15 protein-coding genes are annotated in these 17,334 nt (G+C 72.7%); 6 read left to right on the top strand and 9 right to left on the bottom strand.

The genetic code is table 11. From position 1 onward, the window contains the following. Positions 1 to 39: 39 nt before the first annotated feature. Genes ACZ7MF_RS27450 through pdhA form a run of 3 tightly spaced genes read right to left on the bottom strand, consistent with a single transcriptional unit; the run spans position 40 to position 3,683 of the window. Positions 40 to 1,437 (bottom strand): dihydrolipoamide acetyltransferase family protein, encoded by a 1,398-nt coding sequence (locus tag ACZ7MF_RS27450; RefSeq protein WP_471480564.1) that lies wholly within the window; start codon positions 1,435 to 1,437, stop codon positions 40 to 42. A gap of 10 nt (positions 1,438 to 1,447) precedes the next feature. Then, complete coding sequence (locus tag ACZ7MF_RS27445; protein WP_471480561.1) at positions 1,448 to 2,428, bottom strand: alpha-ketoacid dehydrogenase subunit beta; 981 nt, start codon at positions 2,426 to 2,428, stop codon at positions 1,448 to 1,450. A 1-nt stretch (position 2,429) separates the two neighbouring features. Then, entirely contained in the window at positions 2,430 to 3,683 is a 1,254-nt protein-coding gene (gene pdhA / locus ACZ7MF_RS27440; protein ID WP_471480558.1) for a pyruvate dehydrogenase (acetyl-transferring) E1 component subunit alpha, read from the bottom strand. A 323-nt stretch (positions 3,684 to 4,006) separates the two neighbouring features. Between pdhA and ACZ7MF_RS27435 the strand changes: the two genes are divergently transcribed. Both ACZ7MF_RS27435 and ACZ7MF_RS27430 read left to right on the top strand, forming a co-directional pair. Then, positions 4,007 to 4,663: a response regulator gene (locus ACZ7MF_RS27435; RefSeq protein WP_471480555.1), complete on the top strand. Its 657-nt coding sequence runs from the start codon at positions 4,007 to 4,009 to the stop codon at positions 4,661 to 4,663. Positions 4,664 to 4,790: 127 nt separating this feature from the next. Then, complete coding sequence (locus ACZ7MF_RS27430; RefSeq protein WP_471480552.1) at positions 4,791 to 5,198, top strand: pyridoxamine 5'-phosphate oxidase family protein; 408 nt, start codon at positions 4,791 to 4,793, stop codon at positions 5,196 to 5,198. An 86-nt stretch (positions 5,199 to 5,284) separates the two neighbouring features. Here ACZ7MF_RS27430 and ACZ7MF_RS27425 read toward each other — a convergent pair whose 3' ends face one another. Next, positions 5,285 to 6,913: a protein kinase domain-containing protein gene (locus tag ACZ7MF_RS27425; protein ID WP_471480550.1), complete on the bottom strand. Its 1,629-nt coding sequence runs from the start codon at positions 6,911 to 6,913 to the stop codon at positions 5,285 to 5,287. 346 nt (positions 6,914 to 7,259) lie between these two features. Between ACZ7MF_RS27425 and ACZ7MF_RS27420 the strand changes: the two genes are divergently transcribed. Then, positions 7,260 to 8,933 (top strand): protein kinase domain-containing protein, encoded by a 1,674-nt coding sequence (locus ACZ7MF_RS27420; protein WP_471480547.1) that lies wholly within the window; start codon positions 7,260 to 7,262, stop codon positions 8,931 to 8,933. 114 nt (positions 8,934 to 9,047) lie between these two features. Here ACZ7MF_RS27420 and ACZ7MF_RS27415 read toward each other — a convergent pair whose 3' ends face one another. Further along, the gene (locus tag ACZ7MF_RS27415) at positions 9,048 to 9,587 is read right to left on the bottom strand and encodes a bacterial proteasome activator family protein (protein WP_003975113.1); all 540 of its coding nucleotides are present in this window, start codon (positions 9,585 to 9,587) and stop codon (positions 9,048 to 9,050) included. Positions 9,588 to 9,789: 202 nt separating this feature from the next. On the opposite strand from ACZ7MF_RS27415, the gene ACZ7MF_RS27410 reads away from it, so the two are divergent. After that, the gene (locus tag ACZ7MF_RS27410) at positions 9,790 to 10,527 is read left to right on the top strand and encodes a hypothetical protein (protein ID WP_471480543.1); all 738 of its coding nucleotides are present in this window, start codon (positions 9,790 to 9,792) and stop codon (positions 10,525 to 10,527) included. Positions 10,528 to 10,784: 257 nt separating this feature from the next. Here the strand turns inward: ACZ7MF_RS27410 and ACZ7MF_RS27405 are convergent, their stop codons facing one another. After that, entirely contained in the window at positions 10,785 to 11,765 is a 981-nt protein-coding gene (locus ACZ7MF_RS27405) for an NAD(P)H-quinone oxidoreductase (protein ID WP_471480541.1), read from the bottom strand. 141 nt (positions 11,766 to 11,906) lie between these two features. Here ACZ7MF_RS27405 and ACZ7MF_RS27400 point away from each other — a divergent pair, with 141 nt between their 5' ends. Next, positions 11,907 to 12,935, top strand: a complete 1,029-nt coding sequence (locus ACZ7MF_RS27400; RefSeq protein WP_471480539.1) for an ATP-binding cassette domain-containing protein — start codon at positions 11,907 to 11,909, stop codon at positions 12,933 to 12,935. Then, entirely contained in the window at positions 12,932 to 13,780 is an 849-nt protein-coding gene (locus tag ACZ7MF_RS27395; protein WP_471480537.1) for an ABC transporter permease, read from the top strand. Before ACZ7MF_RS27400 ends, ACZ7MF_RS27395 begins: the two co-directional genes overlap by 4 nt. Positions 13,781 to 13,825: 45 nt before the next feature. Here ACZ7MF_RS27395 and ACZ7MF_RS27390 read toward each other — a convergent pair whose 3' ends face one another. Genes ACZ7MF_RS27390 through ACZ7MF_RS27380 form a run of 3 tightly spaced genes read right to left on the bottom strand, consistent with a single transcriptional unit; the run spans position 13,826 to position 17,285 of the window. Further along, positions 13,826 to 14,923 (bottom strand): potassium channel family protein, encoded by a 1,098-nt coding sequence (locus ACZ7MF_RS27390; RefSeq protein WP_388526648.1) that lies wholly within the window; start codon positions 14,921 to 14,923, stop codon positions 13,826 to 13,828. After that, positions 14,920 to 16,302 (bottom strand): molybdopterin molybdotransferase MoeA, encoded by a 1,383-nt coding sequence (locus ACZ7MF_RS27385; protein WP_471480535.1) that lies wholly within the window; start codon positions 16,300 to 16,302, stop codon positions 14,920 to 14,922. The genes ACZ7MF_RS27390 and ACZ7MF_RS27385 overlap by 4 nt, the downstream gene beginning before the upstream one ends. Further along, on the bottom strand, positions 16,302 to 17,285 hold the full coding sequence (locus ACZ7MF_RS27380; RefSeq protein WP_471480533.1) for an NTP transferase domain-containing protein: 984 nt from the start codon (positions 17,283 to 17,285) through the stop codon (positions 16,302 to 16,304). Before ACZ7MF_RS27380 ends, ACZ7MF_RS27385 begins: the two co-directional genes overlap by 1 nt. Positions 17,286 to 17,334 lie beyond the last annotated feature (49 nt).

Raw genomic sequence — 17,334 nt, 5'->3', positions numbered from 1 at the left:
GGCGCCCCTTCCGTCATGAAGCCAGTCGGTTCGTGGCTCTCATGCCCAGCTGATCAACCGCTTCGGCTGTTCCAGGACCGCCGCCACGTCGGCGAGGACCTTGGAGCCCAGCTCGCCGTCGACCAGGCGGTGGTCGAAGCTCAGGGCGAGGGTGGTCACCTGACGCGGCTTCACCTTGCCCTTGTGGACCCACGGCTGGAGCTTGATCGCGCCGACCGCGAGGATCGCGGACTCGCCCGGGTTGAGGATCGGCGTGCCGGTGTCGACGCCGAAGACGCCGACGTTGGTGATGGTCACCGTGCCGCCCTGCATGGCGGCCGGGGAGGTCTTGCCCTCCCTGGCCGTCGACACCAGTTCGCCCAGCGAACCGGCCAGCTGCGGCAGGGTCTGGGCGTGGGCGTCCTTGATGTTCGGGACGATCAGGCCTCGCGGGGTGGCGGCGGCGATGCCCAGGTTGACGTAGTGCTTGACCACGATCTCCTGGGCGGCCTCGTCCCAGGACGCGTTGATGTCCGGGTTGCGCCTGATCGCGACGAGGAGGGCCTTGGCGATCAGGAGGAGCGGGTTCACGCGCAGGCCCGTGTACTCCTTGTCCTGCTTCAGCTCCTCGACCAGCTTCATCGTGCGCGTCACGTCGACCGTCACGAACTCGGTGACGTGCGGCGCGGTGAACGCCGAGCCGACCATCGCCGCCGCCGTCGCCTTGCGCACGCCCTTGACCGGGACACGGGTCTCGCGCGTCGTGTCGTACGACGTCGGGGACGGGGCGGGCGCGGCCGGCTCGGAACGCGGGGCCGCCGCCTGGGCCGGCTCGGGCCCCGACACCGCCGCGTGCACGTCCTCGCGGGTGATGATCCCGTCCGGGCCGGACGGGACCACGGTCGCCAGGTCGACGCCGAGGTCCTTGGCGAGCTTGCGCACCGGGGGCTTGGCCAGCGGGCGGTCGCCGGTGACCGGCGCGGCCGGCGCCGCGGGTCCGTGGCCGTTCAGCTCGGCCTGGATCGCCGCCGCAGGCGCCTGCGCGGCGGCCAGGGCCTCCGCGCCCTTGCGGGGGCGGCGCTTGGTCGAGGAGGTGGAGACCCCGTACCCGACCAGGACCGGCTGGCGGCCCTCAGGCTTGGGCTCCTCCGCCACGGCCTCCTGCACCGGCTCGGGCTCCGCGGCCGCCGCCGCGCCGCCGCCGACGGCCACCGCGATGATCGACGTACCCACGTCGACCGTGGTGCCCTCCGGGAAGTGCAGCTCGCGGACCACGCCGTCGTAGGGGATGGGCAGCTCGACGGCGGCCTTGGCCGTCTCGACCTCGCACACCACCTGCCCGTCGGTGACCGTGTCACCGGCCTTGACGTACCACTTGAGGATCTCGGCCTCGGTGAGCCCCTCGCCCACGTCGGGCATCTTGAACTCACGCACGGAGCTGTCCGTCATCGTCGTCACGCTCCCCTCCTCAGTACGCCAGCGAGCGGTCGACGGCATCCAGCACCCGGTCCAGGTCGGGCAGGTACTCCTCCTCCAGGCGGGCCGGCGGGTACGGCGCGTGGTAGCCGCCGACCCTCAGCACCGGGGCCTCCAGGTGGTAGAAGCAGCGCTCCGTGATCCGGGCCGCGATCTCCGCGCCCGAGCCCAGGAACACCGGCGCCTCGTGGACCACGACCAGACGGCGGGTCTTCTCCACCGACGACTGGATCGTGTCGAAGTCGACCGGCGAGATCGAGCGCAGGTCGACGACCTCCAGGGAGCGGCCCTCCTCGGCGGCCGCGTCGGCGACCTCCTGGCAGAGCTTCACCATCGGGCCGTAGGCGGCCAGCGTCAGGTCGGTGCCCTCGCGCACCACGCGCGCGGTGTGCAGCGGGCCCGGGATGGCCTCCTTGTCGACCTCGGCCTTGTCCCAGTAGCGGCGCTTGGGCTCGAAGTAGATCACCGGGTCGTCGCTCTGGATGGCCTGCTGCATCATCCAGTACGCGTCCGCCGCGTTGGACGGGCTGACCACCTTCAGGCCCGCCACGTGCGCGAACAGGGCCTCGGGGGACTCGGAGTGGTGCTCGACCGCGCCGATGCCGCCGCCGTAGGGGATGCGGATGACGACCGGCATCTTGACCTTGCCGAGCGAGCGGGCGTGCATCTTCGCCAGCTGGGTGACGATCTGGTCGTAGGCCGGAAAGACGAAGCCGTCGAACTGGATCTCCACCACCGGGCGGTACCCGCGCAGGGCCAGGCCGATGGCGGTGCCGACGATGCCGGACTCGGCCAGCGGGGTGTCGATGACCCGGTCCTCGCCGAAGTCCTTGTGCAGGCCGTCGGTGACCCGGAAGACACCGCCGAGCTTGCCGACGTCCTCGCCCATGATCAGGACCTTGGGGTCCGACTCCAGTGCGCGGCGCAGCGACTCGTTGATCGCCTTCGCCAGCGCCATCTTTTCCGCTGCCATGTCAGACCCCCTCTGCGTCTGCGAACGATGCCTGGTAGGCGGCGAACTGGGCCCGCTCCTCGTCCACGAGCGCGTGCCCGTCCGCGTACACGTTCTCGAAGATGGCAAACCGGTCCGGGTCCGGCATGGCACGGACCACTTCGCGCACTCGTTTGCCCAACGTCTCGCTCTCGGCCTCCAGTTCCGCGAAGAATCCCTCGTCCGCGTGGTTTGCGGACTCCAGGAAGCGGCGAAGGCGCAGGATCGGGTCCTTCGCCTCCCAGGCGGCCCGCTCGTCGTCGTGCCGGTAGCGGGAGGGGTCGTCCGAGGTGGTGTGGGCGCCCATGCGGTACGTGTACGCCTCGATCAGGGCAGGACCCTCGCCGCGCCGGGCGCGGTCCAGGGCCCAGCGGGTGACCGCGAGGGAGGCCAGCACGTCGTTGCCGTCGACGCGGACGCCGGGGAAGCCGAAGCCCTGGGCGCGCTGGTAGAGCGGCACCCGGGTCTGCTTCTCGTTGGACTCGGAGATCGCCCACTGGTTGTTCTGGCAGAAGAACACCACGGGCGCGTTGTAGACGGCGGCGAAGTTGAACGCCTCGCTGACGTCGCCCTGGCTGGAGGCGCCGTCGCCGAAGTACGCGATCACGCCCGAGTCGGCGCCGTCCTTGGCCACGCCCATCGCGTAGCCCGTGGCGTGCAGGGCCTGCGAGCCGATGACGATGGTGTAGAGGTGGAAGTTGTTGCTGTTGGGGTCCCAGCCGCCGTTGTTCACCCCGCGGAACATGCCGAGCAGGTTGGTCGGGTCCACCCCGCGGCACCAGGCGACGCCGTGCTCGCGGTAGGTCGGGAAGACGTAGTCGTCCTCGCGGGTGGCCCGGCCGGAGCCGATCTGGGCGGCCTCCTGGCCGAGCAGGGAGGCCCACAGGCCCAGCTCGCCCTGGCGCTGCAGGGCGGTGGCCTCGGCATCGAAGCGCCGGGTGAGCACCATGTCGCGGTACAGACCGCGCAGCTCGTCCGGGGTGATGTCGGCGACGTACGAGGCGTACTCGGCGTGAGCGGCGTCCTCGACGCGCTCGCCCTCGGGCGTCAGCAGCTGCACCAGCTCCGTCTCGGAGCCCTTCTTCGCAGCGTTACGGGTGGTGCTGGTGGTGCGAGTCGTGCGCTTGCCGGTGCCGGCCTTGCTGCCGGTGGTCCCGGCCGCCTTGGTGCCGGTGGTGCCGGCCGCCTTGCTTCCGGCGCTGCGTCGCGGCTTGCGCGCGGCAGTGCTCTCGGTCACGTGTGCTCCTCCGTCGGTCCGGCCCCCGGGTTCGCCGGAAGCCAGTGCGGCTCACCTGCGGCCCGGCGGACGCACAAGGGTGGGTGCGGCCCGATCGGGAACAGGCGTGACAGGTGCCCCGGCGAGCGCCCTGCGAACAGCACGTTACCCAGTGCTCCACATTTCTGTGAAACCCCTCCTGACCTGCGTTTTTACTCGGATTTCCAAGTAAATCGGCGAAGGACGGAAGTTTTACTGGTCACAGCCTTGCAGGGGGCCGGAACAACGGCACGTTATCCCGGCCACCCCGGGCACGGGAAGAGTCGGTGTGTGACACTGACCGCGTGCACGAAGACGGAAAAATCCGGGTATTCCTCCTCGACGACCATGAGGTGGTCCGCCGCGGGGTGCACGATCTGCTCTCCGGCGAGGCCGACATCGAGGTGGTGGGCGAGGCCGGTACGGCCGCCGAGGCACAGGCCCGGGTCGCGGCCACCCGCCCGGACGTCGCGGTCCTGGACGTGCGGCTGCCCGACGGCAGCGGCGTCGAGGTCTGCCGGGACATCCGCTCCCGGGACGAGTCCGTCCGCTGCCTGATGCTGACCTCCTTCGCCGACGACGAGGCCCTCTTCGACGCGATCATGGCGGGCGCCTCCGGCTACGTCCTCAAGGACATCCGCGGCGCCGAGCTGCTCGGCGCCGTGCGGGAGGTGGCGGCCGGGAAGTCGCTGCTCGATCCGGCGGCCACCGCGCGCGTGCTGGAGCGGCTGCGCGACGGCGGAGCGAAGCCGGACGACCGGCTGGCCGGTCTCACCGAGCAGGAGCGCCGCATCCTGGACCTGATCGGCGAGGGGCTGACCAACCGCGCGATCGGCGAGCGGCTGCACCTGGCGGAGAAGACGATCAAGAACTACGTGTCGAGCCTGCTGGGCAAGCTCGGCATGCAGCGGCGTTCCCAGGCGGCCGCCTTCGTGGCCCGCCTGGAGGCCGAGAACCGCTGACGGGGGTCCTGTCCCCCGCCCGGGCGCGCTCCGGGCTCGTCCGGGACGACTTATTCGGGACTTACGTCCCCTCCTGCCGGGGCGGGCGGCCCTGTTCCCGGGCCCCGGGCTCCCGCACAGTGAGACCATGCCCTCCGACGAACAGCTCGCCGTCGGCCTGCTCGGCCGCACCGCCTACGGCCGGGCGGCCACCACCCTGCGCGCCCTGCCCTTCCTCGCCCACGCGCGGCACATCGTGGCCGACGGCCGGGTCCTGCTGCGCATGCCGAGGAGCTGGGGGTACCACCGGGTGTGCGCCGGGAGCGTCGTCGCGTACGGAGCGGACAACCTGACCTCCGCGCGGCCCGGCGAGAGCCTGTGGACCGTGCAGGTCGTGGGCCGGTGCGAGGCCCACGAGCCGAACACCGCCGAGCTGGAGCGGTTCGGTCCGACGCCGGACCGGGTGGACGGCGAGCCCTTCGAGCCCGCCTACCTGCGCGTGGACCCGCAGTTCGGCACGGTGCACTTCACGGACGGGTCGGCGGGGCCGCTCTGACCTCCCCGCGACGGCGTCCCCGCAACGCAACGCGCGCGTGGAGCCCGTTTCCGGGCCGCACGCGCGCGCAGGGGTGGCGGTACGGGTCAGCCCTCGCCGCCCTCGGAACCGCCCGGGGCGCCGGTCGCGCCGCCCGTCGGCTCGCCACCGCCTGTGGGATCGCCGCCGCCGGTCGGGTCGCCACCACCGGTCGGCTCACCGCCGTCGGTCGGGTCACCCGTCGGATCGCCGGTCGGGTCACCCGTGGGATCGCCGGTCGGGTCGCCGGTCGGATCGTCCGTCGCGGTCTCCGACGGTGTCCACGTCGGTGTGTACGGCTTGTCCCAGTCCCCGTCGCCGGTGCCGCCCCCGCCCGAGCCCTGCTCGGTGCCCGGGTCGGTGGTCTCCTGCGTCGCCTCGTCGCTGGGCGAGGAGCTGGGCGACTCCTCGCCGGTGCTCTGGGAGGTGGTCGCCGACGGGCTCTTGTCCGTCTCGGTGCCGCCCTTGCCGTCGTCGCCGTTGTTCAGGGCCAGCGCGACGCCCGCCGCGATGGCGATCACCGCGAAGACGGCCAGTATCCACAGCTTGCCGCGGCCGCTGCCCTTGTTGCCGTGGCCCTCGAAGCCGCCGTCGTCGCCCCCGCCGTACCCGCCCGGCAGGATCGGCTGGGGGATCTGCTGGGTGCCGGACGCCCCGTGGTGGTCGGGGTGCGGCAGCACCGTCGTGCCCGCGAGACCGGCCGACGGGGTGTGCCGGCCGTCGTGCGCGGCGACCGGGCCGGTGTTCCAGGTGTTGGTGTGGCCGCCCTGCTCGTACAGCATCTGCAGCCCGTACTGGACCAGGCCGCGCATCTCCTCGGCGGTCTGGAAACGGTCGTCGGGCTCCTTGGCCAGCGAGCGCATCACCAGGCCGTCCAGCTCCGGCGGGGTGGCGTCGGAGACCTCGGACGGGGGCGTGGGGATGTCCTGCACGTGCTGGTAGACCACCGACAGCGGGGTCTCACCCGTGAACGGGGGGCGCAGTGCGAGGAGTTCGTAGAGGAGGCAGCCCGTCGCGTACAGGTCGGAGCGGTGGTCGACGGCCTTGCCGAGCGCCTGCTCGGGGGAGAGGTACTGCGGAGTGCCCATGACCATGCCGGTCTGGGTCATCGTCGACTGGGCGCCGTGCAGGGCGCGCGCGATGCCGAAGTCCATCACCTTGACCGCGCCGTTGTTGGTGATGATGACGTTGGCGGGCTTGATGTCGCGGTGCACGATGCCGTGCTGGTGGGAGTAGGCCAGCGCTTCCAGGACACCGGAGACGATGATCAGCGCCTGCTCGGGGCCGGGCGCCTCGGCGTTGAGGAGGAGGTCGCGGATGGTGCGCCCCTCGACGATCTCCATCACGATGTACGGCACGGACTGGCCGCCGACGACGTCCTCGCCCGAGTCGTACACCGCCACGATGGCGTGGTGGTTGAGGCCGGCCACCGACTGTGCCTCGCGCGTGAAGCGGGCCTTGGAGACGGGGTCCTCGGCGAGGTCGGCGCGCAGCAGCTTGACCGCCACGGTGCGTCCGAGGCGGACGTCCTCGGCGGCGAACACCTCGGCCATGCCGCCCCGCCCGAGCCTGCGGGTCAGCCGGTACCGGCCGTCGCCGACCAGGCCGCCGTTGCCCCAGTTCTCCGGCGCGTCAGACATACCGCCACCAGATGCCTCGGGTTCGGACGGGCCCTGGGCGCGCTGCTGCTGTGCCATCAGTCCTCGCCGTCGTTTCTGCCCGCGGTACGCGCGGTGTTGTTACGGTCTCCGTCGGCCACGCTACAGGCTTCGCGGGGGCCTCCGGTCCGAGATGGGCGCCGGGACCGGACATGAGACGGACCGGTCATGAAACCCTGGTTCCGTACTCTCGTGCAAATTCCGTGTAGCGGCAGTACGCCGGCTGTAACGCTTCCGCGACGCTTCTTTCGCGTACGGTCACGGAACGGGCACCGCGCTTGACGTGTCGGTGCCCTGGGGCAGACTTGGCCGGGAATAGCACTTTCGATCACAAGCGCGCGTGCCGCTGCCACCGGCGCCCGCCGCCAATGGGGGACGCAGACACATGAGCCAGGACGCCGGACAGGGACGGTACACGGGGCGGGCGCTCGCCGGTGGCCGTTACCAGCTGCGCGACTTGCTCGGCGAGGGCGGCATGGCCTCCGTGCACCTGGCGTACGACTCGGTCCTCGACCGCCAGGTCGCGATCAAGACGCTGCACACCGAGCTGGGTCGCGAACAGGCCTTCCGCGAGCGCTTCCGCCGCGAGGCCCAGGCCGTGGCCAAGCTCACGCACACCAACATCGTCTCGGTCTTCGACACCGGCGAGGACGATCTGGACGGCATGACGACGCCGTACATCGTCATGGAGTACGTCGAGGGCCGGCCGCTGGGTTCGGTGCTGGACGAGGACGTGCGGCAGCAGGGCGCGATGCCCGCCGACAAGGCGCTGAAGATCACCGCGGACGTGCTGGCCGCGCTGGAGATCAGCCACGAGATGGGCCTGGTCCACCGGGACATCAAGCCGGGCAACGTGATGATGACCAAGCGCGGCGTGGTCAAGGTGATGGACTTCGGCATCGCCCGCGCCATGCAGTCCGGCGTGACCTCGATGACCCAGACCGGCATGGTCGTCGGCACCCCGCAGTACCTCTCGCCGGAGCAGGCCCTCGGCCGCGGCGTCGACGCCCGCTCCGACCTGTACTCGGTCGGCATCATGCTGTTCCAACTGGTCACCGGGCGCCTGCCGTTCGACGCCGACTCGCCGCTGGCGATCGCGTACGCGCACGTGCAGGAGGAGCCGGTGGCCCCGTCCGCCGTCAACCGCGCCCTGCCCCCGGCGGTGGACGCGCTGGTGGCCCGGGCGCTGAAGAAGAACCCCAACGAACGCTTCCCCAGCGCCGAGGCGATGCGCGACGAGTGCCTGCGCGTGGCGGCCTCCTTCCAGGCGGCCCCGCCGAGCATCGTGCCCGGCGCCCAGACGTCGAGCGGCGCGGGCGTCGGCTCCGCCGTGTTCCCGCCGGTCGGCCAGGGCACCCCGGCCCCCACGGGCCCCGTCCAGACGCCGTACCAGCCGACGCCGTCCCCCGGCCCGAACCCGTACGGCACCCCGGCCCCGGCGGCGCACTCGCCGGCGTACGGCTATCCGCAGCAGGCGGGCTACCAGACGCCCGCCCCGGCGCCGTACGCGCAGCAGCATGGCGCGGCCACGCCGCCGCCGTACAACCTGGCGTCGTCGGCCCCGGGCTCCGGTTCCGGTTCCGCGGGAGGCGGCAAGAGCAACAAGCCGGTGATCATCGGCTCGATCGTGGTCGCCGTCGTGGCTGTCGGCGGGCTGATCGGCGCGCTGCTGATGAACGGCGGCGGGGACGAGGACCCGGAAGCCGGTGGCGGCGGCTCCTCCACCGCGTCGGTCTCCGCGTCGCCGTCGAAGGCGGCGGGCTACCGCGGGCCCGACAAGGAGAAGACGATCGAGAAGGACGAGTGCACCGAGCCGGAGGAGTCGTACAACGACCCCGAGAAGATCAAGGTGCCGGACTTCACGTTCAAGTACATCGGCTCGGTCAAGGAGTGCTTCAACGCCGCGGGCTGGCGGATGAAGGTCGTCGAGGTCGACGAGAACACCTATGGCGAGGGCTCGGTCCGGGACCAGTTCCCCACCGCCGGCACGGACGTCGACCCGGAGAACATGCCGGAGATCCAGCTCAAGGTCTCGACGGGCAACCCGCCGTCCGAATGAGCCCGTGAGGTGACGGGCGGTTGACGTCGAAGGGCCCGGCAGCGCCTGCTGCCGGGCCCTTCGCGGTGTCGGTGGTCGTCGTTGCGCAGGGGTCGTCGTGAGTAGGTCGTCGTCCTACAGGTAGGGGCCGCCGGAACGGCCGCCCGGGTGCGGGGGCTCCTCACCCTCCGGGACGGCGCCCGGCGGAAGCGCGCGGCGCATCTGCTCCAGCTGGGCACGCGCGGCCATCTGCTGGGCGAACAGCGTGGTCTGGATGCCGTGGAAGAGGCCCTCCAGCCAGCCGACCAGCTGGGCCTGCGCGATCCGCAGCTCCGCGTCGGTCGGGGTGCCGTCGTCCGTGAAGGGCAGGGAGAGCCGCTCCAGCTCCTCCACCAGTTCCGGGGCCAGACCGTCCTCCAGCTCCTTCACCGAGCTGGCGTGGATCTCCTTGAGCCGGACCCGGCTCGCCTCGTCCAGGGGGGCGACCCGCACCTCTTCGAGCAGCTGCTTGATCATGCTGCCGATCCGCATGACCTTGGCGGGCTGCTCCACCTGCTCGGTCACCGGAATCTCGCGGGAGTCGTCGTCCCCGCCGCCGCTGAGCGCCATTCCGTCCTGGCCGACGACCAGGATCTGGGGGTTCTCCGGCGACCTGTCGTTCCTCGGCATCTCCATGCCGCCATTGTCTCGCACACCCCGGTCCCGGGCGGGCGGTGCCCCCGCGCAAACCGCGCCGACGCGTTCGGCGGCTCCCGGAATGCCGGTGCCGCCGGCCGGTGCGAGGCTGGTTCCGTCGATCTTGTTCCTTCGCTTTTGTTCCGTCGCTTCTGTTCTGTCGTCTTTCACGACTGCTCGTCATCGGGAGGGGGTCACGGACGTGACTCCATGGCTGCGCACACTGCGGGCGACGGGGCTGGTGGGGGCCCTGGGCGTCGGCGCGGTGGTGGCGCCGTACGGGGCGGCCCCGGCCCACGGCGCCGGGTTCCCGGCGGTGGTGGCGCCGTTCACGGCGGCGCCGTCACCGGAGCCCGCCACGCCGGGGGCGGCCACCGTCCCGGACGGCTCCGGCACCCATGACGGGCGGGGCGGTCACGAACGTCCCCGGCGCCCCGACGGCCACGACCGTACGGAGCGCCCGGACGCCGGATCCGCCTCCCGGCCCGCCGAGGACTCCGGCCCGGCCGGCAGCGCGGGGCGCGGTTCGCCCAAGCCCTCCCGCCCTTCCCCGTCCTCTTCCCGTTCACCGTCGGCGTCCGGCACTGAGACCGGCCCCGAGCCCTCCCGGGCCGGGAGCCGGCCGGGCGAGGGGAGGCAGCGGCCCGGTCGCACCGAGGAGCGGGCGCCGGAGCGGGACGGCCCGGACGAGGACGCCGACCGGTACGGGGACGGCGGCGAAGGGGTCCCCGAGGACCCGGCCACCGCCGTACCGCCCGGCCGGACCGAGGCGGCGGAGGTGCTCCCGGCCACCCCGTCCCGGTCCCCGTCGCAGAGCGGCACGCCCACCCGGGCCGCCGCCGAGCCCCTCCTGCGGGTGCTGCCGCTGGGCAGCGGACTGGTGCTCATCGGGCTCGGCCTGGCCCTCGGCCTCGTGGGACTGCGTCTGCGCCGGGACTAGGGCCTGTCCGGCGGATCATGCCGCAGACGCGGGGTCTGGCACGCGCATCTGCGGCGTTGTCGTCGGTTGCCGACTCCCCCACGCTCGACTGCGCTCGCGCGGGGGGACCCCCATCGCGTCGACGCCCTCCTCCGCCTTGCAGCTGCACGCTCCCCATCGCCCCCGCTCACCAGCGCCGACGAGGTACCGCTTCTTTCCTGCGACCTGATCCGCCGGACAGGCCCTAGGGACCGCACCGCGACCCGACCGTGCGTCGCCTACGAGGTGACCAGCAGGACCTTGCCGATGTGCCCGCTCTCCTCCACCACCCGGTGGCCGTCGGCGGCCTCGCTCATCGGCAACTCGCGGTCGACGACCGGGCGGACGTGTCCCCCGGCGAACAGCGGCCAGACGTGCTCCTTGACGGCCGCCACGATGGCCGCCTTCTCCTCCAGGGGCCGGGCCCGCAGCGAGGTGGCGCTGACGGCGGCGCGCTTGGCGAGCAGCGTGCCGATGTTCAGCTCGCCCTTCCGGCCGCCCTGCATGCCGATGATCGCGAGCCGGCCGTTCACGGCGAGGGCCTGGACGTTGCGGTCCAGGTACTTCGCGCCCATGTTGTCCAGGATGACGTCGGCACCCGCGCCGCCGGTGGCGTCCTTCACCTCGGCGACGAAGTCCTGCTCCCGGTAGTTGATCAGGATGTCCGCGCCCAGCTCGGCGCAGCGCTCCAGCTTCTCCTTGGTGCCGGCCGTCACCGCGACCTTCGCGCCGACGGCCTTGGCGAGCTGGATCGCCATGGTGCCGATGCCGCTGGAGCCGCCGTGCACGAGCAGCGTCTCGCCGGGGCGCAGGTGGGCGACCATGAAGACGTTCGACCAGACGGTGCAGACCACCTCGGGCAGCGCCGCGGCCCCCTTCACGTCGACGCCCCGCGGCACCGGCAGCAGCTGGCCGGCCGGGACGACGACCTTCTCGGCGTAGCCGCCGCCCGCGAGCAGCGCGCACACCTCGTCGCCGACGGCCCAGCCGGACACGCCGGGACCGACCTCGGCCACGCGCCCGGAGCACTCCAGGCCGGGGTACGGGGAGGCGCCGGGCGGCGGGTCGTAGAAGCCCTGGCGCTGCATGATGTCGGCGCGGTTGACGGCGCTGGCCGTCACCTCGACCAGCACCTCGCCCTCGCCGGGCTGCGGGTCGGGGACCTCGGACCACACCAGCGCCTCGGGGCCCCCGGGTTCGGAAATCGTGATCGCATGCATGAGGGCGACGCTACTCCTGCGCGCCCGCGTGGCCCTCCGCCGAAAAATCCCCGTGCGTCGCCGATGAGTTTGCGCGACGGTAAAGGTCTCCCCATGCGTAGCCCAAGAACGCGTACTCCAGCACGCGGAAGGACCCACAGCATGAGCACGCACACGTCCGGACTCGCCATCGAGACCGCGGGACTGGTGAAGACGTTCGGTGAGACCCGGGCCGTGGACGGGGTGGACCTCGCCGTGCCCGCCGGCACGGTCTACGGCGTCCTCGGCCCGAACGGCGCCGGAAAGACCACCACGGTGAAGATGCTCGCCACCCTGCTGCGGCCGGACGACGGCCACGCCCGCGTCTTCGGTCACGACGTGGTGCACGAGGCGGACGAGGTGCGCGGCCGGGTGAGCCTCACCGGGCAGTACGCGTCCGTGGACGAGGACCTCACCGGCACCGAGAACCTGGTCCTGCTGGGCCGGCTCCTCGGGCACGGCAAGGCGGCCGCACGGGAGCGGGGCGACCAGCTGCTGGCGGCCTTCGGCCTGACGGAGGCCGCGGCGAAGCAGGTCAAGCACTACTCCGGCGGCATGCGGCGGCGCATCGACATCGCCGCCTCCATCCTCAACACCCCCGACCTGCTCTTCCTCGACGAGCCCACCACCGGACTCGACCCGCGCAGCCGCAACCAGGTGTGGGACATCGTGCGGGCGGTCGTCGCCCAGGGGACGACCGTGCTGCTGACCACGCAGTACCTGGACGAGGCGGACCAGCTGGCGTCCCGGATCGCCGTCATCGACAAGGGGCGGGTGATCGCCGAGGGCACCAAGGGCGAGCTGAAGGCGTCCGTCGGGGCGGGCTCCGTGCATCTGCGGCTGCGGGACGCGGAGGAGCGGCCCGAGGCCGAGCGGGTGCTGCGGAACCTGCTGGTGGCCGAGGTGCAGCCGGAGCCCGACCCGGTGGCGCTGACCGCGCGCCTCGGGGTGGCGGCCAGTGACACCGCCGCCGACCAGGCCGCCAAGGCGCTCGGTGAGCTGGCCCGGGCCGGCATCACCGTCGACAGCTTCTCCCTGGGCCAGCCCAGCCTCGACGAGGTCTTCCTGGCGCTGACCGGGCACGACACCGGCCAGGGCACCGACGGCGACTCAGGCACCGACACCGACACGAAGGGCGGGCTGGCGGCATGAGTACGGCCACGGGCACCGAGAACAAGGAACTCTCGCCGGTCAGCACCGAGTCGCTGGCGGCCCTGCTGGTGACCAGGGAGCGGCCGCCGCGGCCCAGCGCCCTGTCCACGTCCCTGACCTTCGGCTGGCGCGCGATCCTCAAGATCAAGCACGTGCCGGAGCAGCTCTTCGACGTCACCGCCTTCCCCATCATGAACCTGCTGATGTTCACGTACCTCTTCGGCGGTGCGCTGGCGGGTTCGCCCAGCGACTACATCCAGTTCGTGCTGCCGGGCATCCTCGTGATGTCGGTCGTGATGATCACGATGTACACCGGGGTCTCGGTGAACATCGACATCGAGAAGGGCGTCTTCGACCGCATCCGCTCGCTGCCGATCTGGCGGCCCTCGGCGATGGTCGGCTATCTCCTCGGCGACGCGCTGCGCTACACGATCGCGTCCGTCGTGATGCTCTCCGTGGGGCTGCTGCTCGGATACCGGCCCGACGGCGGGTTCGTCGGCGTGGTCGCCGGGATCGCGCTGCTGCTGCTCTTCTCGTTCGCCTTCTCGTGGATCTGGACGATGTTCGGGCTGATGCTGCGCACCGAGAAGTCGGTGATGAGCGTCAGCATGATGGTGATCTTCCCGCTCACCTTCCTGTCCAACGTCTTCGTCGACCCGAAGACCATGCCGGGCTGGCTGCAGGCCTTCGTCAACAACAGCCCGATCACCCATCTGGCGTCCGCGGTGCGCGGCCTGATGGCGGGCGGCTGGCCCGGCGCCGAGATCGCCTGGACCCTGGGCTGGGCGGCCCTGTTCCTGCTGGTCTTCGGCCCGGTCACGATGCGGCTCTACAACCGCAAGTAGCGCGCCCCGGGGAGCGGGCCCCGCGACCGGGCCGTGTGGAGCGGCTCAGTCGCGGGGGAGCGGGCGGGCGTCGGGCGCCACATGGGTGGCCGGCGTCGCCCGTACGATCGTGATCAGGCGGTCCGTCAGCTCCAGCCCGCCGACGGCCGGGTCGTCGTAGCCCAGGACCCGGTGCCCGCGCAGCACGCTCACCACCAGGTCGTCCACCTCCCGCAGGTGCTTGCCCACCTCGGCCTTTATGACGGGCCGTTCGATGAGGTCGAGTCCGCTGCCCTGGCTGATCAGGTCCTCCATGACCATGCCGGCGGCGGGGCTGAGCACGGAGAGCCCGAGCAGCCGCCCCGCGGCACTGGCGCTGGTGATCACGGCGTCGGCGCCGGACTGCTTCAGCAGCGGCGCGTTCTCCTCCTCGCGGACCGCGACCACGATCTTCGCGCCGCGGTTGAGCTGCCGGGCCGTCAGCGTGACCAGCACGGCCGTGTCGTCGCGCTGCGTGGCGATGATGATCTGCTTCGCCCGGTACGCCTCGGCCCGGTTGAGTACGTCGCTGCGGGTCGCGTCACCCACCACACCCGCATAGCCGTGGGCCGTCGCGGCCTCGATGGCCTTGCCGCTCGGGTCGACCACGACCACCTGGTCCTTGCGCAGCCCGGTCGCGCAGACGGTCTGGATCGCCGACCGCCCCTTGGTTCCGAAGCCGACGACGACGGTGTGATCCCGCAAGGCGGACCTCCAGCGGTTCAGGCGCCACTCCTCCCGAGTGCGCTCGGTGAGGGCTTCCAGCGTGGTGCCGACCAGGATGATCAGGAAGAGCACGCGCAGGGGCGTGATGACGAAGATGTTGGTCAGCCGGGCGGCGTCGCTGACGGGCGTGATGTCACCGTAGCCGGTGGTGGAGAGGGTGACGGTGGCGTAGTAGAAGGAGTCGAGGAGGTCGACGGAACCGTCGGAGTTGTCGGTGTAGCCGTCGTGGTCCGCGTAGACGATGACGGCCGTCACCAGGAGGACCAGCAGGGCGATGGACAGCCGCTTGGCGACCTGACGGAACGGGTGCTCCACCAGTTTCCTGGGGAGCTTCACCTTGTGGGTCACGAAGTGCTCGTCCGCCTGACGCGCGATGGCGTCCTGGCCCGGAAGTTTCACGTGAAACACACCCCGATTCCGCCGGTGGCCCAGGGCAGGTCGAGCAGCTCGGCCTCCTGTCCCGACCGCGCACCGCCCGGGGGTACGACGGCCAGGGCGTCGGCGGCCGCGATGCCGCGCAGCATCGCCGGGCCGTTGTAGTGCAGCGGCACGGCGCCCTCGCCGCGCAGCACGACGGGCACGAGCCGGGTGTCGTACGGGTGCCCGTGCACCGCGTCCCGCAGCGGCAGCGTGTACGGCTCGGGCGCCGGTCGGGCGGCGAGCGTGCGCAGCAGCGGCTCGGCGAGGGTGAGCAGTCCGGAGACGGCGGCGAGGGGATTGCCGGGCAGCCCGACGAGGTGCTGGTCGTCCTTGAGGCGGGCCAGCAGCATGGGGTGGCCCGGGCGGGCCTTGACGCCGTCCACGAGGAGTTCGGCGCCGATGCGGCGCAGGGTGGGGTGAACGTGGTCGACCGGGCCCGCGGCGGTGCCGCCGGTCGTGACGATCAGGTCGGCCTCGGAGGTCGTGACGGCGCGGTGCAGGGCCTTGGCGTCGTCGCCGATCCGGCGGACGGTGCGGACCTCGGCGCCGAGGGCGCGCAGCCATGGCGGCAGCATCGGGCCGAGCGCGTCACGGATGAGGCCGTCGTGCGGGAGCCCCTGGGTGAGCAGCTCGTCGCCGAGGACGAGGACGTCGACGCGCGGGCGGGGGACCGCGGTGAGCGTGTCGTATCCGGCGGCCGCCGCCAGCCCCAGGACCGCCGGGGTCGCGAGGGTGCCGACGGGCAGCAGCTGGTCGCCGCTGCGGCACTCCTGACCGCGGGGGCGGATGTCCTGGCCGTGGACGACCTCGCGGATGGGGTGCAGGCGTCCACGTTCGTCGGAGCGGCCGTGCTCGGTGCGCAGTACGGCGGTGGTGTCCGGGGGGATCCGTGCTCCGGTGGCGATACGGACGGCCTCGCCGTCGGTGAGGGGCGCGGGCGCAGCGTGTCCGGCCAGGACCCCCTCGTCGCGCACCGCCCAGGGGCCCGGTCCGGCGACCGCCCAGCCGTCCATCGCGGAGGTGTCGAAGGAGGGCAGGTCGGTGAGGGCGGCCAGGGGCGCGGCCAGGGTGAGGCCGAGGGCCGCGTCGAGGGGCACGGCGACGGGGGTGCGGCGGGCGGCACGGGCGGCGGTGCGGGCGGCGCGCTCGGCGGTCGCGCGGGCCTCGGGCCAGGGGGTGGCGTGGTGGTGGGCGTCCGCCGGGTGGTGCGGGGCGGGCGTGCCTTGACCGCCGTGTCCGTCGCGTCCTCCGTGGCGGCCGTGGCTGCCGTGGCCGGGGTTCTCCCTCACGAGGGCGAGCGCCTCCTCGACGTCGAGGTCCTCGGCGTCCGCGTCGGCCCGCGTGCCGGGGGAGGTCATCAGGCGTCCGGGCGGGTGTCGGGGGTGGCGTCGGGCGCCACGTCGGGCTTGCCCCGCACGGGAGCGGACCCGGTGTCGGCGGCCTCCTCCGCCCAGCGCTGGGCGAGGGCCGCGGCCCTGCGGGCGGTCTCGGCGACGGCCTCGGGCCCTCCGCCGGCCCGCCCGGCCGCGTAGCCGACGAGGAAGGTGGTCAGCGGGGCGGCCGGCCGGGCCACTCCGTGGGCGGCGTCGCGCGCGAGATCGAGCAGGATCCCGGTGTCGACGTCCAGGTCGATGCCCAACTCGTCCTTGGCTGCGGAAATCCATTCATCCAACACGTGACCATGCTCCCTGATGCGTGCCCTTGCGGTGGCGAGGTCGTCCCAGGTGTCGCAGTCGAAGGAGGCGACGGCGTCCGGGACGCGGGTGAGGCGCAGAGCGCCGGTCAGGCGGCGCAGCGGCAGCCCGGTCAGTTGTGCCCCGTCGGCCCGTTCGCCCCGGCCGGCGCGGTCCCGTGCGAGGGCGGCCAGTTCCCGGCGCAGCGCCGACGCGCGGTAGGCGGCGACGAGAGGCTGGTCGCGGCCGTCGGCGTCGGTGAGCAGCACCCCGTCGGCGTCGCCCGCGGCGAGGGCGGACAGCAGCCGTCCCACGGTCGGTCCGGCCAGGAACGGCAGGTCGGCGGAGACCACGAGGACGTGCTCCGCCGTGGTGTGCCGCAGTCCGGCGGCGAGAGCGGCGAGCGGTCCGCCGCCGGGCGGGTCCTCGCGCGCCCAGGTCACGGGGCGCGCGGTGGGCCGGGGACCGGCGACGACGACGGTGGTCCGCGCTCCGGCGCAGGCGGCGAGCACCCGGTCGAGGAGCGCGCGTCCGCCCACCCGCAGACCCGGCTTGTCCGCGCCCCCGAGCCGCCGGGCGGCCCCGCCGGCGAGCACGACGGCGTCGTACCCGACGGGGCCGGGATCGGTGCCGGCGCCTGGGTCGCCGGGGGGCTCGTACGCGGTCACCCCCCGAGTATGGGGCCCTGCGCGATCACAGGGAACGCAAGGGAGCCCG

It is taken from the genome of Streptomyces sp. NPDC111628 (genome assembly GCF_055635195.1).
This window is presented reverse-complemented; position numbering and strand designations above follow the sequence as displayed.

Bases quoted from the DNA above. Each gene is read 5' to 3' on its own strand.
- ACZ7MF_RS27445 (WP_471480561.1), bottom strand. From the start codon at position 2,428: ATGGCAGCGGAAAAGATGGCGCTGGCGAAGGCGATCAACGAGTCGCTG.
- ACZ7MF_RS27430 (WP_471480552.1), top strand. From the start codon at position 4,791: ATGCCCTCCGACGAACAGCTCGCCGTCGGCCTGCTCGGCCGCACCGCC.
- ACZ7MF_RS27425 (WP_471480550.1), bottom strand. From the start codon at position 6,913: ATGGCACAGCAGCAGCGCGCCCAGGGCCCGTCCGAACCCGAGGCATCT.
- ACZ7MF_RS27420 (WP_471480547.1), top strand. From the start codon at position 7,260: ATGAGCCAGGACGCCGGACAGGGACGGTACACGGGGCGGGCGCTCGCC.
- ACZ7MF_RS27415 (WP_003975113.1), bottom strand. From the start codon at position 9,587: ATGGAGATGCCGAGGAACGACAGGTCGCCGGAGAACCCCCAGATCCTG.
- ACZ7MF_RS27405 (WP_471480541.1), bottom strand. From the start codon at position 11,765: ATGCATGCGATCACGATTTCCGAACCCGGGGGCCCCGAGGCGCTGGTG.
- ACZ7MF_RS27400 (WP_471480539.1), top strand. From the start codon at position 11,907: ATGAGCACGCACACGTCCGGACTCGCCATCGAGACCGCGGGACTGGTG.
- ACZ7MF_RS27395 (WP_471480537.1), top strand. From the start codon at position 12,932: ATGAGTACGGCCACGGGCACCGAGAACAAGGAACTCTCGCCGGTCAGC.
- ACZ7MF_RS27385 (WP_471480535.1), bottom strand. From the start codon at position 16,302: ATGACCTCCCCCGGCACGCGGGCCGACGCGGACGCCGAGGACCTCGAC.